The following is a 17,872-nucleotide window of genomic DNA, read 5'->3' as shown; positions in this document are numbered from 1 at the left end:
ACGCGATGCTGTCGGTCGAGGACGACGCCTTTAACTGAAACGGAGAACTTTGACGGAGGCGGCACGGTATTCCTTTCGGCCGGCGTGCTGAACGTCGGTCAACGTAGCAGTCGCGCCCTCGGCAGGTGGTTGACGATCTGTCAGTGGACGCGCACGAGGTGTACCGCCGATCGTTGCGGCATCACAGAAGAAGGTGATTCACGTGGTGCTTCCGGACGTGCCCGTCCGTCGTTCGACGGCCTCCGTCGACGTTCTCGCCGATCTCGCCCGCACCGGCCTGTCCCTCGTCGATGCCGTGCCCGATCCCGTGAGTCTCCTCGCGTTGGCCCGCTGTATCGGAGCCGTGGTCGTGCCACATCGCGACAGCGGTCCGGACGGCGTGACCGTCATCGAAGATCGTGGAGCCAGTGCAGCCGCTCTTGCCGGCTTCACCTGTGCATCGTTGTACCCGCACACCGACAGATCGGGGGTCGTCGATCCGCCCGGCCTGCTGTTCACGGTGTGCGGCCGTGAGCCGACCGAAGGCGGCGAGTCCTTATTGGTCGACGGTCGCGCCGTGTACCTCGACCTGGAAGAAAACGATCCGGAGGCACTCGCCGCGCTGTCTGTGCCGTCGTCGGCGCTGTTCGGTGGTGCGGACGGATGCCTGGCATCGGTCTTCGCAACCACGAACGATGTTGTGTCGATACGTCTCAGGCTTGACTCGTTGGCGCGGTTCGGGTCACGCGTCGAACCGCATATTCCAGCGCTGCGAGCGGGGATCGAGCGCCATATGTGGGCGGTCCCTGCACGTTCTGGAACCGGCTATGTGCTCGACAACCGACGGTGGCTGCACGGTCGCCGATCGTACGTCGGCCCTCGCGTCATCTACAGAATCACCGCCGATGCCTCTCGATCCGACATCGTCATGGGCGGCTTCCCCCGAAGCATGGACACACAGCCAGGCGAAAGCCGATTCGACCACTCTATCGGGCGAAATGCCGGTGAGTATGAGTCGTGACGCGCCGACCTGGGAACAGCGATCGGGGTTCGGCCAGATGTGTTGGCGATGATGTCGGTCGCGGACTGGCGTACATATCTGGTCTCAGCCGTCGCCTGTGATGACGGCGTCTGGACCGGGGTGGGCCGCTACCAAGCGATCTGCGGTGCACCAGTCGTCGCGGTGGGCCACCCGATGCCGCTGGCGTCGGTCGTGGTGCTCGTCGCCGTGCTGCTCGGGCGGTCGCGGCCGGTCAGGAGTCCGCGTAGAGCCGGCTCCACGTCTCCCGTGCGGTGAGCCGGGGCTCGGCGGTCTTCCACTCCCGGGCCACGGCGGGGCCCTCGGTGTACAGCCGGCGCACCGTCTGCACGCCGCGGGTGCTCAGCTCCCGCAGGCGCTCGGTGTCGCGGGTCCGGATCCGGACGCCGGTCTCGGCCATGTCGGTGACGATCGCCCGCTCGAACAACGCGACGTGCCACCAGTGCGCCTCACCGGCCGGCACCATGCCGGACCGGAACGGCAGCCGTCCCGAGGTCTGCAGCAGGGCCCGCTTGATCCAGGTCCGGACCATCTTCGACGGCTTGCCGCCGGCCAGGTGCACGACGGACTCGCGGGGGTCGAGATCGACGTCGGTGATCGGCACCGCAGCGGTCTCCGGGTAGGCGGCGCGGATCCGGCGGATCCGGGCGGCGGCGGCCGCGGAGCCGTCGTCGAGGACCGACGGGCCCTCGAGGAAGTCCTCGACCGCGGTCAGCAGGGTCGCGGCCAGCCCGTACTGCATCCCGACGAGGTACTGGGCCAGCAGTTCGACGACCGTCGACGCGACGGTGCGGCGGTCGAACCCGGTGCGCAGTGCCGCGGTGATCAGGCCGTTGCGCTGGTTGAAGTAGCGGTGCCACTCGTCCCAGTCCTTCCAGCCGAAGTCGGCGTGCCACACGCCGGCGCCGGGCAGGGACACCGTGCCGAAGCCGTGCTCGCGGGCGCGGTAGCCGAACTCGACGTCGTCCCACTGGAAGAACAGCGGCAGCGGGTAGCCGCCCGCCCGGACGACCGGCGCCGGGATCAGGCAGGACCACCAGCCGTTGTACTCGGTGTCGACGCGGCGCTCCTGCACGATCGGCAGCAGGCGCTCGTCGCGGCCGAGGAGGTAGCCCTCCTCCAGCGCACCCGGGATCGGCTTGCCGACCCGCAGCTTCTCGGGGACGGCGTACTCGGCGGTGATGTGGACGTGCCCGGGGTGCAGCAGGTTGAGCATCTGGCCGCCGACGATCGTCGGCCGTGTGGTGCAGGCGGCGAACCCGGTCAGCCGGACGACGATCTCCGGGTCGAGCTGCACGTCGTCGTCCATCAGCAGGACGTCGTGGTCGTCGGCCGGGTCCCCGGCGGTCGCCTCGTACAGCCCGCGGGTGAAACCACCGGCGCCGCCGAGGTTGGGCTGGCGCTGGTAGACCAGCCGGGCACCGAACACCTCGGCGAGCGTGCCGAACCGGTCCCGTGACTCGAGCGGGTCGCTGCCCTGGTCGACCACCCGGACCAGGGCGAGCCGGTCGAGGGCGACCGGGTCGTCGAGCAGCGCCTGCAGCGTGTTCAGGCAGTCGTCGACGCGGTTGTAGGTGCAGATCGTCATCGACGTCGGCCGCGCGGGCGGCGGGACGTGCACCGCCCACTCCACACCGGACACGGCCAGCTCACCGGTGTCGGTGCCGATCTCCAGCCACATGCCGCCGCCGTCGAGGAACCGGTCGATCGCACCGGTGAGCTCGACGTCGCGCCCCCCGTCGGTGTCGGTGTCGATCTCGACGACCGTCACCGCGCGGGCGACCTTGTTCGTGTCCGACGCCATCAGCCAGATGCGGCCGCGCCCGCTCGCCCGCGCGGTCACCCGGACCTCGGGCACCGCGGTCCACCGCTGCCAGTAGGTGGCGTGCAGCCGGCCCCAGTAGGTGTTGGTGCTGACCAGGGTGGCGGGCGCCAGCTCGATCCGGTCCCGCTCCCGGCGGGCGGCGCCCCGCTGCACCTCGGCGTAGAGATCCTCCGGGACCAGCGCGGTCGGCCCGGTGAACGGCCCGCGCTGCACCACCAGCCGCTCCGGGCGCCGGTCGGCGCCGGACGCGGCTGCGGGCTCGCTCTCACGGGTGGGACGGGCCGTGTCCAGCATGTCTCGCGGTCGCCTCTCGGAGGGGTCGGGTCGGAGGGAGTCTCTCAGCCGGGCAGCGGCGACGGGTTCCCGGGCGCTGCTCCGGCCTCGCCGACCTGCTGCCAGCCCCACATCGTCCGGCTGCCGTGCTCGGCGGTCGCGGGCACCGCCCGCGGGTCGTACGGGTCGACGAGCCGGATCTGCCCCCAGTCGAAGTCCCAGGAGCCGGGCAGGTAGGTCGGCACGTAGCGCTGGGCGCCGACGTGGGTGAGCCAGCCCTGCGGGCCGCCGTTGGAGCCGCGGCCCCACTCGTCGGCCACCGTGCGCTGCTGGGGATCGGCGAGCATCCGGAACGCCGGGACGTCGGCGATGCCGCGGTGCACCCCGAAGCGGGTGAGGCAGGGGTGCACGAACGACGTGGCCCAGTCCAGGTAGCCGGGCTCACCGGCGACGACCTCGGTCAGCGGGGTCAGCCGCGGCACCCGGGGCTGTGCCACCGCGATCCAGGAGTTCGCGCCGAGGCCCTGGTCGGTGACGACGACCCGGACGGCGTCGGCGGTCGCGGCGTCCCGCCCGGTCAGGTCGAGGCGCAGGTCGCGCCAGGCACGCCCGCCGGACGCGCCGCCCGCGCTGTCGGCCGTCGTGGTCACGGCACCGCCGGCACCCGGCTCGATCGTGTCGACGACCCGTCCGTCCCGGGTGAACTCCAGGGCCAGCGTCGTCCCGCCGCCGACGGTGCCGGCGATCCCGAGCACCAGCGGCGCCGACCCGTCGCGGGCCTGCTCGGGCAGTGCGTACCGGATCGACCGGTACTCCCCGACGGCGTCCGGGTCCGGCGACCAGCTGCCGGTCACCGGTCCGCCGAGCGGGCCGGTACCGGTGATCCCGGGCTGCCGGTCGCCGTCGCCGCTGGTGTCGCGCAGCGAGCCGGGGCCGGTGGGCGGCAGGCCGTCGGGGACGAACCCGTCGAGCACCGGGCCGTCGTCCGGGGCACCGGTCGGCGGAGCGGGCGGCAGCACGTTCGCCGCCGGGTCGGTCTCGACCACGATCCGCCCGGACAGGCCGCACCGGGACCCGGTGGGGTCGGTGACGACGTCCTCGCCGAGCGAGTACGACCCGGCCTGCTTCTCCATGCCCTTCGCCAGCGAGGCGACCTGGAACACCACCATGAACGCGCAGATGATCGCGACCGGCGCGGACCCGAGCCGGACCGCCTGGGCCTGGGCGCTGCGCCGGCGCCCGGGGGCCGGGACCGGGCGCGGGACGCCCGACGACGACCGCAGGTGCTCCACCGACGCGACGACGAGCGACACGAACGCGGCCGCGAGCAGCAGGGTGGTCGCCCCGATCCCGTTGACCGAGACCGGCTTGTCGAACCACGGGACACCCCAGTTCGACACGTACCACCAGGTGTTCGGCCCGCGGAAGGCCAGCGCCGTCACGGCCAGCACGGCACCGAGGAACAACGCCTGGTTGCGTCGTGACCGCAGCACGCCGGTCGACGTCGCGAGCGCGGCGAGGGCCGCGACCCCCGCGCCGAGCGCGGCGAACGCGCCGAAGTGGTGGGTCCACTTGGTCGGGGTCAGCGCCAGCACCGCGAACGACAGCGCGGTGCTGGTCAGCAGCCGCCGGGAGAACCCGAGCGCGGCGCCCGGGATCCGCCCGCGGCGCAGCAGCACGATCGTCGACACGATCAGGCACAGCCACAGCAGCAGCACCGGGAAGCGGCGTTGCACCGAGCCGTCCCGGGAGTCGCTGAACAGCAGCTCGTAGCGGGACAGCTCCTCGTACCAGGACAGGCTGGGCCCGATCTCGGTCCGGACCCGGGTGGCCTCGGCGATCGAGGCCCACGTCTGGTCGCCGAAGACGGCCGTCAGCACGATCAGCCCGGCCGCGGCGAGCGGGCCGAGCGTGGTGAGCCAGCCGGAGGTGCGGATCCGCTCGGTCAGCAGCTTGAGCAGCGGGCGGGCCGCGGCGAGCAGCGGGGCGAGCGCGATCAGGCCGGTGGGCGTGGCCGCCACGGCGAACGCTCCGGCCACCAGCGCCCCGGCCACCGGGAGCAGCCGCCGGGTGGCCAGCGCCCGCTCCAGGGTCACGAACGAGACCAGGGCGGCGATGACGACGACCGTCTCCGGGCGCAGGCCGTTGTTGAACGGCAGCCAGAAGCAGAGGAACACCCCGGCGGCGGCCCAGCCGGCCGAGCGGCTGCGCCGGACCCGGGTACCCAGGCGCGGGAGCAGCGCCCGGCTGATCAGGAACCAGGACGCGATCCCCATGGCCAGCGGCGGCAGGCGCAGCCACAGCACCGCGTCGGAGACGCCGCTCCACAGCGAGTACAGCTGGTAGAACCAGCCGAACGGGGCCTCGGGGACGTCGAACCAGCGGTGGTAGTTGCCGATGTAGCCGGCGGTGTCGTTGCCGCGGGAGATGTCGAGGATGTAGCCGTCGTCCGGGGTCATCGAGCCGATCACGGCCCAGACCACGAGCACCCCGACGACGACGAGGTCGCGCACCGTGTCGCGGCCGCGCAGCCGGACGGCCAGCCGGCGGCCGTGCACGACCCGGCGGGCGTCGGCGTCGTCGACCCGGCGCAGGAAGTACAGCGACCCGAGCAGTGCGACGACGGCCAGGGCCCCGGCGACGAGCTTGAGCAGCGACGCGTTCGTGTCGTACCGGTTGTCGGTGTCGAAGCCGACGACCGACCCGGCCATCGGGTCGGTGGCCGCGTCGAGGTCGGAGTAGACGCCGGTGACCTGCGGGCGGGCGTCGCCGGCGAACTCGTAGACCGTCGCCCGACCGACGGCGACGGTGGTGGCGGCGCCGTCCGAGGAGATCGTCAGCTCGCACGGCTCGCCCGGCGGCGGGAGCGGGACCGTGGCCACCCGCTGGCCCCGGTTGTCCACGAGCAGGGTCCCGTCGTTCACGACCGTCCGCAGGCCGACGCCGTCGCCCTCCGGTGCGCCGGCCGGGGTCGTGGACACCACGGTCGCCGGGCCGGGGGAGCGGTCGTCGAGGCTGCGGATCGCGTCGCAGCCGATGGTCGCCCGCAGGCTCTCGGCGCGGTAGGCGACCAGTGGGGCGTTCAGCGGCGCGGTACCGGTCTGCGCCGTCGGCCAGGTGACGGTCGCGGTGTTCTGCTGGACCGGCAGGAACGGGATCGCGAGCGCGAGCAGCGCGGACACCAGCCCGAGCGCGGCGGCGAACAGGCGATCGGTGGGACGGGACCGGCGGTCGACGGACCCGGATCCGGCCCGACGACCGGGCTCCGTGTCGGCGGTCTGCACCCGGCCGAGGCTAGACGGGCGTCGAAGATCGTCCGTGATGCCCCCGTGACGTCCGCGGCGCCGTGATTTCGCCCGCCCGGGGTCTCAAGGATGATCTTCTCGGCGTGTCGTGACCGTGCGTCACTGCATGCGGCATTCGGGCCCTCTTCGGGTGTCACCGGTGACGGTGGCGACGACGGCTCGTTGCCCCGGACGTGAGCATCCGCACCCACCGGCCCGGCACGTCCGGCGACGCGTCCACCGTGACGTCCGGCACCGGCCACCCGTCTCCCGACCAGGACGGACCGTCGGGCGAGCTGACCGCGCTGACCGGCCTGCGGATCGTCGCGGCGGTGTGGGTGGTCGCGTTCCACTTCCACTTCACCCCGTCGGCCGGCGTCGAGGCACTGACCGGATGGCTCGGCCCGCTGGTCACCCAGGGTGCGCTCGGTGTGGACCTGTTCTTCGTCCTCAGTGGTTTCGTGATCGCCTGGACCTACCTGGAGCAGCTCGGTCCCCGGCTGCGGACGCGCGCCACCGGCCGGTTCGTGTGGGCCAGGGTCGCCCGGATGTGGCCCGCCTACGCGGTGGTGTTCCACCTGTTCGGGATCTGGCTCGTCGCCCGCGCCGTGCTCGGCGGGACCGACGACGTCGCCTACCAGGCGGTGCAGCCCGACCTGGACGTCCGGACCTGGCTCGAGCAGCTCGTCGGCGTGCAGCTGTGGAACCAGGCGTTCCTCGACGGGGCGTCCTGGGTCGGCCCGACCTGGTCGATCAGCGCGGAGTGGCTGGCCTACCTGCTGTTCCCGCTGTTCGCGGTGGGGTTCTACCGGCTGCGGAACTGCCGTTCGCGGTGCTCGCCGCCGGCTCGCTGCTGTGCGTCACGCCGCTCGCGGCGGCGTTCGTGGTCGTCGGGTCGCCGTACTACCCGTACAGCTGGCTGGTGCGGATCCTCGGCGGATTCTCCGCCGGGGTGCTCGCGATGCTCGCCGTCCGGCGGCTGCGTCACGCCCGGGTGGGCGCCGTGGCGTCCGGGACGGCCACCGCGGCCGCCGTCGGTGTGCCGGTGGTGCTCGTCGCGGGCGACGCGTACGGCGGCGGGGCACACGGGGCCGCGGTCCTGCTCTTCCCGGTGCTGGTCGGAGCGCTTGCGCTCGCCGACCGCGGGCCGGTGCACCACCTGCTCACCCGTCCGGCCGTCGTGCACGGCGGACGGATCTCCTATGCGCTCTACCTCGTCCACATCCCGGTGTTCGAGGTGTTCTGGTTCCTGAGCGACACCGGTGCCGTCCCCGCTGGCGGGGAGACCGGGCACCTGATCGCGCTCACCGTCTTCGTGGGGACTCTGCCCGTGGCTCACCTGCTCCACCAGCTCGTCGAACGTCCCGCCCGCCGCTGGCTGCGGGCACTGCCCGGCCGCCGGGCGGCGGCCGTCCCCGCCGTCCCCGCCGAGCCGCCGGCGCCGGTCCGGGTCGACACCACCGAGGCCCGCCGCGATCCGGAGACCTGCGTGCTGCCGGCCGTCGCCGCGGACGGGCACCGGGTCACCACCGAGGACGCCCGGCGCGATCCGGACACCTCGGTGCTGCCTGTGGTCGTCCCCGGCCAGGGGACGGGCCGGACGGCGGTCGAACGGCTCGTCGCCGCGCGTGCGGCCGGTGCCCCGCGGAGCCCCGGAGCCGGTCTGTTCACCCCGCTCGCCGACGGCCCCGGTGGCGCGCAGACCGCGGACCGGGTGGAGCGGCTGCGGGCGCTGCAGCTCGCGTCGCGGACCACTCCGGACGCCGACGTCCCCACGCCGCGGGTGCAGCGGACCCGGTCGGGTTCCCGGACCGGTGTCGAGTACTGCGGCCGGCGCCGCCGGGACACCCACGGCAGTGCCGCGACACCGATCGTCGCCGCCTCGGGCGCCGCGGCCCGGCGCCGCCGCAGGCCGGCGCACGGGGCCTGAGCCGGGTCCGGGGGCCTCGTCCGGAGCGGGCCGGGAAGAATGGCGGGTGCCCGCCGTCCCACCGAGCCCTGTGGACCGATGATCCCCACGACTCCGCCGTCCGACGAGCTGCCGGATCCCGCGCCCGCCGCGCCGGACCGGGCGGCCCGCCACTGGTACCTCCGCCTGGTCCGCACCTACCTGGGCCGTGGGCCCTTCCTCGACGTCGCCGGTGCCGGTGGCGCGGTGCTGGCCGCACTCGCCCGGCTCGGGCCGGTGTCCGGGCTCGCCGGGAGCGCGGGGGAGGCGGCCGCCATGCGGGCCGGTGCCCCCGGCTGCCCGGTGCAGCTGCGGGTGGCCGACCTCCCGGCCCGGGTCCCGTCACTGACCGCCGTCGAGGTGCTGGACCGGACCCCGGACAGCGCGCTGGACGAGGACACCGGTCCCGGTGGCTGGTTCCGGGCGCTGGCGCCGGGCGGGCACGCACTCGTCGTCGCGGCGGACGCCGAGGGCCGCGGCCGGGACCTCGCCGGTGCCCGCTGGCCGGCCCCGCCGGTGCCGCGCGGCCACGTCCGGATCCGGGAGATCCTCACCGGGGCCGGGTTCGAGATCGTCCGGGAGGGCTCGGACGGGCTGACCCGCGGGCCGTACGGCGGGGTGCCGGTGCTGCTGGACCCGCGCACCGCACCGGCCAGGGCCCAGAGGTCGTCCGGACGGCTGACGCTGGCCGCCGGGACCGGGGAGCGGGCCGTCCTGGTGGTGCGCCGGCCGCGCTGAGGCAGGCACGATCGGGACATGACCGACGTGCTACCCCTGGGCCCCGACGAACTGCTGACCACCACCCGCTCGGTGCGCAAGCGCCTGGACCTCGACCGCCCGGTCCCGATGGAGCTGGTCCGGGACAGCCTGGAGGTCGCGCTGCAGGCGCCGAGCGGCTCCAACCAGCAGGGCTGGCACTGGCTGGTGATCACCGACGCCGAGAAGCGCCGCGCGGTCGGCGAGTACTACCGCAGGTCGTTCATGGCCTACCGGGAGTCCTCGGCCTACCCGACGACCCGGACCTCCGGCGACGCCGACCGGGACGCCACCCAGCACCGGGTCGCGGACAGCGCGCTGTACCTGGCCGAACGGATGGGGGACGCCCCGGTACTGGTCATCGGGGCGCTGAAGGCGTCGGCGGAGCTGCCGGCGGCGAACCAGGCGGGGATGTGGGGGTCACTGCTCCCGGCCGCGTGGAGCCTGCAGCTCGCGTTGCGGGCCCGCGGGCTCGGCAGCGCGTGGACGACCCTGCACCTGCGCTACGAGCAGGAGATCTCGCAGCTGCTCGGCATCCCGGACGACGTCCGCCAGGGCGTGCTGCTGCCGGTCGCCTACTTCACCGGCGAGACGTTCAAGCCCGCGAAGCGCCAGCCCCTCGACACGGTCCTGCACCTCGACACCTGGTGACCCGCCCGCGCACCCCGCCCCGCCCGCCCCGCCCCGCCCCGGGATGCACTCATGGAGCTTCAGCCTCGTGTGACGAGGCCGAAGCTCCATGAGTGGGACCGGGGGAGGGGAGAAGAGAAGCGGCGCGGTCAGATCGGGAGCTTGCGGAAGATCGGGCGCGGCACGTGGCGCAGCGCGCTCATCACGAAGCGCATCGGGGCCGGGGCCCAGACGAGCTCCTTCTTCGTCCGCACCGCGTCCACGACGATGTCGGCCACCGCCTGCGGGGTGGTCGCCAGCGGCGCCGGGTCGAGGCCCTCGGTCATCTTCGAGTGCACGAAGCCCGGACGGACGATCGTGACCGTGATGCCGTGCTCGCGCAGCGCCTCGGTGAGCCCGGTGTAGAACGCGTCCATCCCGGCCTTCGTCGAGCCGTAGACGAAGTTGGAGCGCCGGGCCCGCTCACCGGCGACCGAGGAGATCGCGACGATCGAGCCGTGGCCCTGCTCGCGGAACCGCTCGGCCAGCGCGACCCCGGTGGAGACGGTCGCGGTGTAGTTGACCTGGGCCAGCTCGACCGCGTGCTCGACGTCGGTCCAGCCGCGCTCGTTGTCCCCGAGCAGGCCGAACGCGACGACCGCCACGTCGATGTCCCCACCGGCGAAGGCCTTCTTCACGACCTCGGCGTGCGTCTCGACCGCCTCGGCGTCGAACTCGACGGTCTCCACCCCGCAGCCGAGCCCTTCCAGCTCGGTGCGGGCGGCGTCCAGCCGGGGGCCGGGGCGTGCGGCGAGCACGACCCGCAGCGGCCGGTCGGCGGCGAACGCGCGGACGGTGGCCAGGCCGATCTCGGAGGTTCCGCCGAGCAGCAGGATGCTCTGCGGGTTACCGACGGCGTCGATCATGAGGGGAGCTCCAGGGATCTCAGAGTGCGAGTGCGAGGCGGCGGGACATGTCGGAGGCGAAGACGCCGGCCGGGTCGGCCGCGTCGCGGATCGCCTTCCACTCGTCGAACCGCGGGTAGCCGGCGGCGAACGCCTCCGGTGAGGTCCGCGACTCCTTGGCCAGGTACAGCCGCCCGCCGGCGGCGAGCACCATGTCGTCCAGCTCGGTGCAGAACCGGGACAGGCCGCCGGCGATCGGGAAGTCGACGGTGATCGTCCAGCCCTTGACCGGGAAGGACAGCGGTGCGTCGTTGCCGTCGCCGAAGCGCTTGAACACGTTCAGCCCGGACTTGTGCGGGGAGCGCGAGATCTTCTCCAGGATCCGGCGCAGCGCCTGCTCCTCGCCCATCGGGACGACGAACTGGTACTGCAGGAAGCCCTTCGAACCGAAGATCCGGTTCCACTCCCCGAACAGGTCGAGCACCTGGTAGAAGGCGGTGATGTTCTGCACCGACCCGCGCTGGCGGCGCGGGGCCTTGCGGAACCACAGCTCGCTGAACGCGGTCAGCGAGAGCTTGTTGGCCAGCCCGCTCGGGAAGACGTCCGGGAAGGTCAACAGCTGCGGCGCGTCGAACTTGAGCGGGTCGGCCTTCAGCTTCGCCGGGAGCTGGTCGACGGTCGCCAGCGAGCCGCGGGTGAGCACCGAGCGGCCCATCCGCGCCCCGGTCGCGGTGGTGTCGAACCACGCGGCGGAGTAGCCATAGGTGTCGTCGGACCCGTCGGTGAGCAGAGCGAGCAGGCCGTCGAGATCGTCGGTCCGGTCGGTGTCCACGACGAAGTACGCCGACTCGGTGCGGTGCAGCCGCACCTTCGCCCGGACGACGACGCCGGTCAGGCCCATGCCGCCGACGGTCGCCCAGAACAGGTCGCGCTCGGCGCCGTCCGGCGTCAGCTCCTTGACCGTGCCGTCGGCGGTCACCAGCTGCAGCCACTCGACGTGGTTGCCGAAGCTGCCCTTGGTGTGGTGGTTCTTGCCGTGCACGTCGGCACCGATCGCGCCACCGATCGTGACCTGCCGGGTGCCGGGCAGCACCGGGACCCACAGGCCCAGCGGCAGCGCGGCCCGCATCAGCGCGTCCAGCGAGACACCGGCGTCGAGGTCGGCGACCCCGGAGTCCGGGTCGATCGCGTGGATCCGGTCCATCGCGGGCATGTCGAGGACGAGCCCGCCCGCGTTCTGCGCCGGGTCGCCGTAGGAACGGCCGAGCCCGCGGGCGATGATCCCGCGGTCACCCGCCGCACGGACGGCGTCGACGACGTCCTCCGCGCCGCGCGGCGAGACGAGCTGCGCGATCGTGGGGGCGGTCCGTCCCCAGCCGTGCAGGGACGCGGTCCGCCGCGCCGGGGCGTCGGTCCGGAGGCTGCTGGGAACGGTCGTGTCCGTCATCGGAGCCAGGCTACCGAGGGCACCCGCACCGGCCGTGGGCGGCGCCCGCACCCCGCCGGGCCACGCGCCCGCGTCCGACCGGCCACACTGGGCCCGTGCTCGACGAGCGGGAGCCCCTCCGGAACGGGCCCCGGCACGCCCGGATCCCGCTCCCGCGCCGGACGGCCCGGGGCGCGGCCGCGGCGCCGTACGTGCTGCTCGGGCTCGGCTACCTGCTGGTGTCGCTGTGGCTGCAGCGCCGGGTGCTGGCGGACCCGGGCGGGCTGCTGATCGGGCACGTCACCGCGGACGCGGACATGTTCGCCTGGTGGCTGAACTGGCTCCCGTTCGCCGTCGGGCAGGGGCAGAACCCGCTGCTCACCGACTGGATGCACTGGCCGCACGGGCTGAACGCACTCTGGAACACCGCGGTGCCGCTGCTCGCGGCGGTGCTCGCACCGGTCACGGTGACCGCGGGCCCGGTCGCCGCGTTCAACGCCGGTGTCGTGCTGGGACCGGTGGTGTCCGGGCTGCTGCTGGTCGCCGCGCTCGGGCCGTACGTCACCTCGGCCGGTGCCCGCGGCTGGGCGGCGCGCGGTGTCGCCGGTGCGCTGTACGCGTTCTCGCCGTTCCACCTCGCGCACGCCGTCGCCGGGCACCTGAACCTCACCTGGTCGGTGCTGCCGCCGCTGCTGCTCCTGCTCGCCCACCACCTGTTCGGGCGGGGCCCGCTGCGCCGGCCGTGGCTCCTCGGCGGCCTCACCGGGCTCGCGCTGGTCGCCCAGCTCGTCCTCTACACCCAGACCCTCGCCGTCGGCGTGATCTTCCTGGTGCTCGCCGCGCTGCTGCTGGCGCTGCGGTTCCCGCGCCGGGTCCCCACGCACCTGCCCGGCCTGCTGCAGGCCGGGGCCGCCTGCGTCGGGGTGTTCGCGGTGCTCGGCGCCTACCCGGTGCTGCTCGTGCTGGCCGGCCCGAACCGGCCGCGCTCGGCGATCCGCAACGTGCACGCCACCGGCGCCGACCTGGCGAACGTGCTCGTCCCGACCCGGATGACGGCGCTGCACCCGGTGCCCGCCGGGACCGGTGAGCGCCTCGCCGGGCACATCGGGGAGCAGGGCGGCTACCTCGGCGTGGCCATGCTGGCGCTGGCGGTGGTCGCCGTGCTCGTCGTCCGGTCGACGGCACTGCGGGTCGTGGCCGCGGTCGGCGGGCTGTCCTGGCTGGCGTCGCTGGGGACCGGGATCACCCTGTTCGGCACCGGCACCGGGGTGCCGCTGCCGTGGCTGGCCCTCGCCGAGGTGCCGCTGCTCTCGGAGATCGAGCCGGTTCGGATCCAGGTCGTGACGACGCTCTGCCTGGCCGCGGTCGTCGCGATCTGGATCGACCGGATGCCGCTGACGGAGGTCACCGGCGCGGTCGGCGCGCTGGCGCTCACCGGGTTCGCGCTGCTCAGCTGGCTGCCCGCGGACGCCCAGGAGGTGCGCCCGGCGCCGGTCCCGGCGTTCTTCACCGGCGGGGCCGGGGGACTGGGGCCCGCCGACGTCGTCGAGATCCACCCGCGGATCACCGCGGCCTGGGACGACGGCGCGCAGGGCCTGCGCTGGCAGGCGGCGTCCGGACCGGGGTTCCGGATCCGCGGCGGCTACTTCATCGCCTCCGACCCCGAGGACGACGTCGTCATCCAGTCCCGCTGGAACCGCTACCAGATCGGCGCGCAGTGGGTCGCGGACGGCAAGAACGACCCGAGCGGGGACTACACCGCCCGGGCCGCCGGCGAGCTGCGCGCTCTCGGCATCACCGCGGTCGTCGTGGTGCCGGGCCACGCGGCGGGTGACGAGGCCCGGGTGCTGGAGTGGACCCGGCGGGTCACCGGCGACCCGGGCCGGTTCGACGGCGGGGCCTGGCTGTTCCGGCTGCCGGTCGCCGCACCGGTCGGCTGAGGTGCGTTTACCCTGGCACGGTGAGCAGTCCGCGGCTTCCCGGTGAGCGGCGCGAGATCAGGATCTCCGACGCCGACCGCGAGCGCGTGGCCGAACGGCTGAACCGCGCGATGGCCGAGGGCCGGATCTCCGTCGAGGAGCTCCAGGACCGGCTGCGCACCGTCTACGCGGCCCGGTTCTCCTCCGACGTGCACCCGGTGCTCGCCGATCTCCCCGGCGATCCGCTGAACCTCAGCGTGGACGTGCTGGCGACACCGGTCGGCCCGCCCACCGTGCTGCGCGGCGGGGTCGGTGGCCTGCGCCGGCGCGGTGACTGGGTCGTCCCGCCGCGGCTGCGGGTGCAGAGCTCGATCGGGTCGGTGCTGCTGGACTTCTGCGACGCGCAGCTGCCGATGCCGGTGGTGGAGGTCGAGCTGGAGCTGGGTGCCGGGTCGGCCCGGCTGCTCGTCCCGGAGGGCGCCACCGCCGACGTCGACGGCCTGGTCTCGGCCTACGGCTCGGTCCGGTCGAAGGTGCCGGCCCGCGCGGTGCACGGCCGTCCGCACTTCCGGGTGTACGGCCGTACCGCGGCCGGATCGGTGACGGTGCGGTCGCGCTACGCCTTCGCCGGGCGGAGCTTCTGAGCCGGTCTCAGCGGAAGCGACGGCCCTCGTCGCGCCGGTAGGCCCAGCCCGCGACCAGGGCGAGCAGCACCGTCCACACCGCGAACGCGGTCACGGCCAGGGTCATCGGCGGTGTGCCGTCCAGCGTCCAGATCAGCAGGTCCCGCCCGCCCCGCACGGGCAGCAGCCCGGACAGCGTCTGCAGCCAGCCGGGGAACATCTCCGGTGGCATGAGCAGCCCGCCGCCGAACGCCATCGGGAAGAACACGAGCTGGGTCACCGGCAGCGCCACCTTCGACGGCAGCGAGTAGCCGATCGCGAGCCCCCCGAACAGGAACGGCAGCCCGGCGACGAGCAGCATCCCGACGGCCGCCAGCAGCCGTACCGGAGGGACGTGGGCGGGGGTCAGGACCGCGCCGAGCACGACCACGGGCAGCAGCCCGAGCAGCGCGAACAGCGCACCGACGGCGAGCCGGGCCACGATCCGGGCGGACGGCGGCGCGGGCAGCGTGCGCAGGTAGGGGTCCCAGGGCTTCTCCCGGTCGTCGGCGGCGCCGATGCCGATCGTGAACAGGAACCCGCTGAGCACACCGAACAACGCGAGCTGGCCGATCGAGATCGTGGCCTGCGCGGGATCGGAGCTCCAGTCGAACGGGAGCACGAAGAACGCCAGCACCAGCGCCGGGAACAGCGCGGTGGACAGCACCGCGACCGGGATCCGGAGCTGCTCCAGCAGCAGGTAGCGGGTGTGCGCGACGACGGTACTCATCCGGTCCTCCCGGTCAGGGTCAGGAACGCCTCTTCCAGGGACGCGCCCGTCACGCCCAGGTCGGCGAACGCGGCGCCGGAGCGCACCAGGTCGCGGACCAGCTCGTCGGCGTCGGCGGTGTGCACGGTCCACCGGTCGCCGTCGCGCTCGGCGAGCTCGATGCCGGGCAGGTCCGGGATCGCGGCGGCGCGGAAGGTGACCCGGCTGCGCCGGACCATCCCGCGGACGGCGTCGACGTCGCCGTCGGCCCGGACGCGGCCGCCGGCGAGCACGACGACCCGCTGCGCCAGCGTCTCGATCTCGTCGAGGTAGTGCGTGGTGAGCAGGACGGTGCCGCCGCCGGCGTGGAACGCGCGGACCGTCTCCCACAGCGCCCGGCGGCCCTCGACGTCGAGGCCGGTCGTTGGTTCGTCGAGCAGCACCAGCCGGGGCCGGCCGGCGAAGGCCAGCGCGAGCGCGAGCCGGCGCTTCTGCCCGCCGGACAGGCCGCCGGCCTGGCGCCGCGCGAGCCCGGCGAGCCCGAAGCGGTCCAGCAGCTCGCCGGCCGGGACCGGGTCCGGGAAGTGCCCGGCGACGAACCGGACGATCTCGCCGACCCGCAGCGTCTCCGGCAGCCCGGTCTGCTGCGGGGTGGTGCCGAGCGCGACCCGGTTGACCGCGTCGCGCGGGTCCCCGCCGAACAGCCGGACGGTGCCGGAGTCCGCCCGGCGCAGCCCGGAGACCAGGTTGACCAGCGTGGACTTCCCGGCGCCGTTCGGGCCGAGCAGGCCGGTCAGGCTGCCGGGCTCGATGGTGAGGTCGACGCCGTCGAGCGCGACGGTGCCACCGTAGGACCGGGTGACGCCGTCGAGGACGACCGGCGCCACGGTCACGATCCGACCTCCTCGTCGACCTGAGGGGACAGCAGCGCACGCAGGCTCGCGGTGTAGTCCTCGAACGCCCGGCGCCCGGTCTTCGTCAGGGCCACGTAGGTGACCGGGGTCCGGCGCTGGTGGGTCTTGGTGATCTCGACGTAGGCGGCGTCCTCGAGCTTGCGCAGGTGCGTCGACAGGTTCCCGGCGGTCATCCCGAGCAGCTCCTGCAGGCGGGGGAACGTCATCCGGTCGGCCTCCTCCAGCGTGGCCAGCGTGGCGGTCACACGGAGCCGGGCCTGGGCGTGGATGACGGGATCGAGCTCGCTCACCGGCTGCTCCGCCACCGCAGCACGCCGACGACGATCATCGCGCCGCCGCCCCCGAGCCCCATCAGCAGCGAGTTCCACGGCATCGGGGTGAACGCCGACAGCACCGCGATGACCTGCAGCGCGATGCCGAGCCCGTAGTCGACCCGGCTGCGCCAGAACGCGCCGCCGAGGGTGTAGAGCGCCCCCACCACGAACACGAACAACGCGGGCGCGAGCACCCCGACCCCCGGTCCGCCGAGCCGGGCGAGTGCCCCGACCAGGACGCCGGTGCCGACCATCGCGATCGCCCAGGCCCAGCCGTAGAGCGCCCCGAACTCCGACGACGGCCCGGCGACCCCGCGCCCGAGCCGGGCGCCGACGACGGCGGACGCGATCGCGGACACGACGATCACGGCCGCGGTGGCGATCCCCGCGGCGGATCCCGGCCAGAGGCCGAGTCCCTCGTCGGCGCCGGCCCAGGCGAGCCCGATGACCGTCCACGCCGCGCCCCAGATCAGGAAGAACGGTGCGATGCCCGGCTCCCGGCGGGACTGCTCACGCTCGATGATCGCCAGCGCCTCGGCCGCCGAGGCCGGTGGCTGGTCGTCGACGTCGGCCCCCTGTCGTTCCTTCACGGTGACCTCCAAGTTGTTTGTGGTGACGTCAACTTTGTAGCACAAACTTGTTGGTGTGGGGAGGGGAGATCGGGTCGGCGCCTGTGCTGCGCGGGTCTCGACGGGCGTGCGGAGGCGCCGATCACGGTGGGCGTGTGCCGGTCGCCCGCGGTCCCACGCCGTCGGTGGCCGTGCGGTCCACCGGGGCCGTGTCGGGGCGTCGTTGCGCGCCGCTACCCTCGGAGGGTGACCGCCACCGAGCCCACGCAGGCCGCGAGCCCGGCAGCCGACGGTTCGGCCGAGCCCGCACCGCGGGGTTCCGCCGAGCCCGCACCGCGTCACGGGCTCCTCCGCCAGCTCGGGAGCTTCGTCGCCATCGGGGCGCTGTCGGCGGTCGTCGACTTCGGCGTCTACCACCTGCTGCTGAACCTCGGCCTGTGGGTGCCGGTCGCCAAGGGCATCAGCTTCATCCTCGGCACCACGACGGCGTACCTGCTGAACAAGCGGTTCACCTTCACCGGGGCCGGCACCGGCGGCCGGGGCCGCTTCGCCGGTTTCGTCGCGCTCTACGGCACGACCTTCGCGGTGAACGTCAGCGTGAACTCGCTGGTCCTGCACCTGCTGCCGCCGATGACGCACGCCGAGTCGCTGGCCTGGCTGGTCGCCCAGGGCACCGCCACCGCGATCAACTTCGTCATGCTGCGGTACGTGATCTTCAAGGACTGACCCGCCCGGCGGCCG

The 17,872-nt window shown here is 73.8% G+C and carries 15 protein-coding genes and 1 pseudogene; 8 read left to right on the top strand and 8 right to left on the bottom strand.

The features are described 5' to 3' along the window. Positions 1-202: 202 nt before the first annotated feature. Entirely contained in the window at positions 203-1,000 is a 798-nt protein-coding gene (locus tag AFB00_RS31650) for a TauD/TfdA family dioxygenase (RefSeq protein ID WP_197519812.1), read from the top strand. Between the two features lie 232 nt (positions 1,001-1,232). Here AFB00_RS31650 and AFB00_RS10295 read toward each other — a convergent pair whose 3' ends face one another. Together AFB00_RS10295 and AFB00_RS10290 are read right to left on the bottom strand one after the other, a co-directional pair. Beyond that, a complete protein-coding gene (locus AFB00_RS10295) occupies positions 1,233-3,137 on the bottom strand; it encodes a glycosyltransferase (protein WP_068797046.1) in 1,905 nt (634 codons plus the stop codon). Positions 3,138-3,181: 44 nt separating this feature from the next. Next, positions 3,182-6,400 carry an arabinosyltransferase domain-containing protein gene (locus AFB00_RS10290; RefSeq protein WP_068797045.1) on the bottom strand — a complete coding sequence of 1,073 codons (3,219 nt, stop codon included), beginning with the start codon at positions 6,398-6,400 and terminating at the stop codon, positions 3,182-3,184. A 194-nt stretch (positions 6,401-6,594) separates the two neighbouring features. Here AFB00_RS10290 and AFB00_RS36145 point away from each other — a divergent pair. The 4 genes and pseudogenes from AFB00_RS36145 to AFB00_RS10270 all read left to right on the top strand — a co-directional run. Next, positions 6,595-7,149: pseudogene (locus AFB00_RS36145) on the top strand (acyltransferase family protein); the annotation flags it as partial. A gap of 83 nt (positions 7,150-7,232) precedes the next feature. Further along, complete coding sequence (locus tag AFB00_RS31640) at positions 7,233-8,330, top strand: acyltransferase family protein (RefSeq protein WP_068797043.1); 1,098 nt, start codon at positions 7,233-7,235, stop codon at positions 8,328-8,330. A 78-nt stretch (positions 8,331-8,408) separates the two neighbouring features. After that, complete coding sequence (locus tag AFB00_RS10275; protein ID WP_068797042.1) at positions 8,409-9,086, top strand: hypothetical protein; 678 nt, start codon at positions 8,409-8,411, stop codon at positions 9,084-9,086. A gap of 18 nt (positions 9,087-9,104) precedes the next feature. Next, on the top strand, positions 9,105-9,755 hold the full coding sequence (locus tag AFB00_RS10270; protein WP_068797041.1) for a nitroreductase family protein: 651 nt from the start codon (positions 9,105-9,107) through the stop codon (positions 9,753-9,755). Positions 9,756-9,883: 128 nt separating this feature from the next. Here the strand turns inward: AFB00_RS10270 and AFB00_RS10265 are convergent, their stop codons facing one another. Together AFB00_RS10265 and AFB00_RS10260 are read right to left on the bottom strand one after the other, a co-directional pair. Continuing rightward, a complete protein-coding gene (locus tag AFB00_RS10265) occupies positions 9,884-10,639 on the bottom strand; it encodes a decaprenylphospho-beta-D-erythro-pentofuranosid-2-ulose 2-reductase (RefSeq protein WP_068797040.1) in 756 nt (251 codons plus the stop codon). Positions 10,640-10,658: 19 nt separating this feature from the next. After that, positions 10,659-12,065: an FAD-binding protein gene (locus tag AFB00_RS10260; RefSeq protein ID WP_068800179.1), complete on the bottom strand. Its 1,407-nt coding sequence runs from the start codon at positions 12,063-12,065 to the stop codon at positions 10,659-10,661. 95 nt (positions 12,066-12,160) lie between these two features. Here AFB00_RS10260 and AFB00_RS10255 point away from each other — a divergent pair, with 95 nt between their 5' ends. Both AFB00_RS10255 and AFB00_RS10250 read left to right on the top strand, forming a co-directional pair. Continuing rightward, a complete protein-coding gene (locus AFB00_RS10255) occupies positions 12,161-13,984 on the top strand; it encodes a hypothetical protein (protein ID WP_068797039.1) in 1,824 nt (607 codons plus the stop codon). A gap of 20 nt (positions 13,985-14,004) precedes the next feature. Then, on the top strand, positions 14,005-14,607 hold the full coding sequence (locus AFB00_RS10250; RefSeq protein WP_083275409.1) for a DUF1707 SHOCT-like domain-containing protein: 603 nt from the start codon (positions 14,005-14,007) through the stop codon (positions 14,605-14,607). Positions 14,608-14,614: 7 nt separating this feature from the next. On the opposite strand, the gene AFB00_RS10245 is transcribed toward AFB00_RS10250, so the two are convergent. Genes AFB00_RS10245 through AFB00_RS10230 form a run of 4 tightly spaced genes read right to left on the bottom strand, consistent with a single transcriptional unit; the run spans position 14,615 to position 17,152 of the window. Beyond that, positions 14,615-15,355, bottom strand: coding sequence for an ABC transporter permease (locus AFB00_RS10245; RefSeq protein ID WP_068797038.1), 741 nt, complete (start codon positions 15,353-15,355; stop codon positions 14,615-14,617). Further along, positions 15,352-16,227 carry an ABC transporter ATP-binding protein gene (locus AFB00_RS10240; protein ID WP_068797037.1) on the bottom strand — a complete coding sequence of 292 codons (876 nt, stop codon included), beginning with the start codon at positions 16,225-16,227 and terminating at the stop codon, positions 15,352-15,354. The genes AFB00_RS10245 and AFB00_RS10240 overlap by 4 nt, the downstream gene beginning before the upstream one ends. Next, positions 16,224-16,538: a transcriptional regulator gene (locus AFB00_RS10235; RefSeq protein WP_068800177.1), complete on the bottom strand. Its 315-nt coding sequence runs from the start codon at positions 16,536-16,538 to the stop codon at positions 16,224-16,226. The genes AFB00_RS10240 and AFB00_RS10235 overlap by 4 nt, the downstream gene beginning before the upstream one ends. Beyond that, the gene (locus tag AFB00_RS10230) at positions 16,535-17,152 is read right to left on the bottom strand and encodes a hypothetical protein (protein WP_156819476.1); all 618 of its coding nucleotides are present in this window, start codon (positions 17,150-17,152) and stop codon (positions 16,535-16,537) included. Before AFB00_RS10230 ends, AFB00_RS10235 begins: the two co-directional genes overlap by 4 nt. Before the next feature lie 225 nt (positions 17,153-17,377). Between AFB00_RS10230 and AFB00_RS10225 the strand changes: the two genes are divergently transcribed. Continuing rightward, positions 17,378-17,857, top strand: coding sequence for a GtrA family protein (locus tag AFB00_RS10225; protein ID WP_068797035.1), 480 nt, complete (start codon positions 17,378-17,380; stop codon positions 17,855-17,857). Positions 17,858-17,872 lie beyond the last annotated feature (15 nt).

It is taken from the genome of Pseudonocardia sp. HH130630-07 (assembly GCF_001698125.1).
In the GTDB taxonomy this organism is placed as follows: Bacteria; Actinomycetota; Actinomycetes; order Mycobacteriales; family Pseudonocardiaceae; genus Pseudonocardia.
This window is presented reverse-complemented; position numbering and strand designations above follow the sequence as displayed.

What these genes read in the sequence shown, in the direction of transcription:
- AFB00_RS10295 (WP_068797046.1), bottom strand. Translation starts at nt 3,137, where the DNA reads ATGCTGGACACGGCCCGTCCCACCCGTGAGAGCGAGCCCGCAGCCGCG.
- AFB00_RS10275 (WP_068797042.1), top strand. Translation starts at nt 8,409, where the DNA reads ATGATCCCCACGACTCCGCCGTCCGACGAGCTGCCGGATCCCGCGCCC.
- AFB00_RS10270 (WP_068797041.1), top strand. Translation starts at nt 9,105, where the DNA reads ATGACCGACGTGCTACCCCTGGGCCCCGACGAACTGCTGACCACCACC.
- AFB00_RS10265 (WP_068797040.1), bottom strand. Translation starts at nt 10,639, where the DNA reads ATGATCGACGCCGTCGGTAACCCGCAGAGCATCCTGCTGCTCGGCGGA.
- AFB00_RS10260 (WP_068800179.1), bottom strand. Translation starts at nt 12,065, where the DNA reads ATGACGGACACGACCGTTCCCAGCAGCCTCCGGACCGACGCCCCGGCG.
- AFB00_RS10245 (WP_068797038.1), bottom strand. Translation starts at nt 15,355, where the DNA reads ATGAGTACCGTCGTCGCGCACACCCGCTACCTGCTGCTGGAGCAGCTC.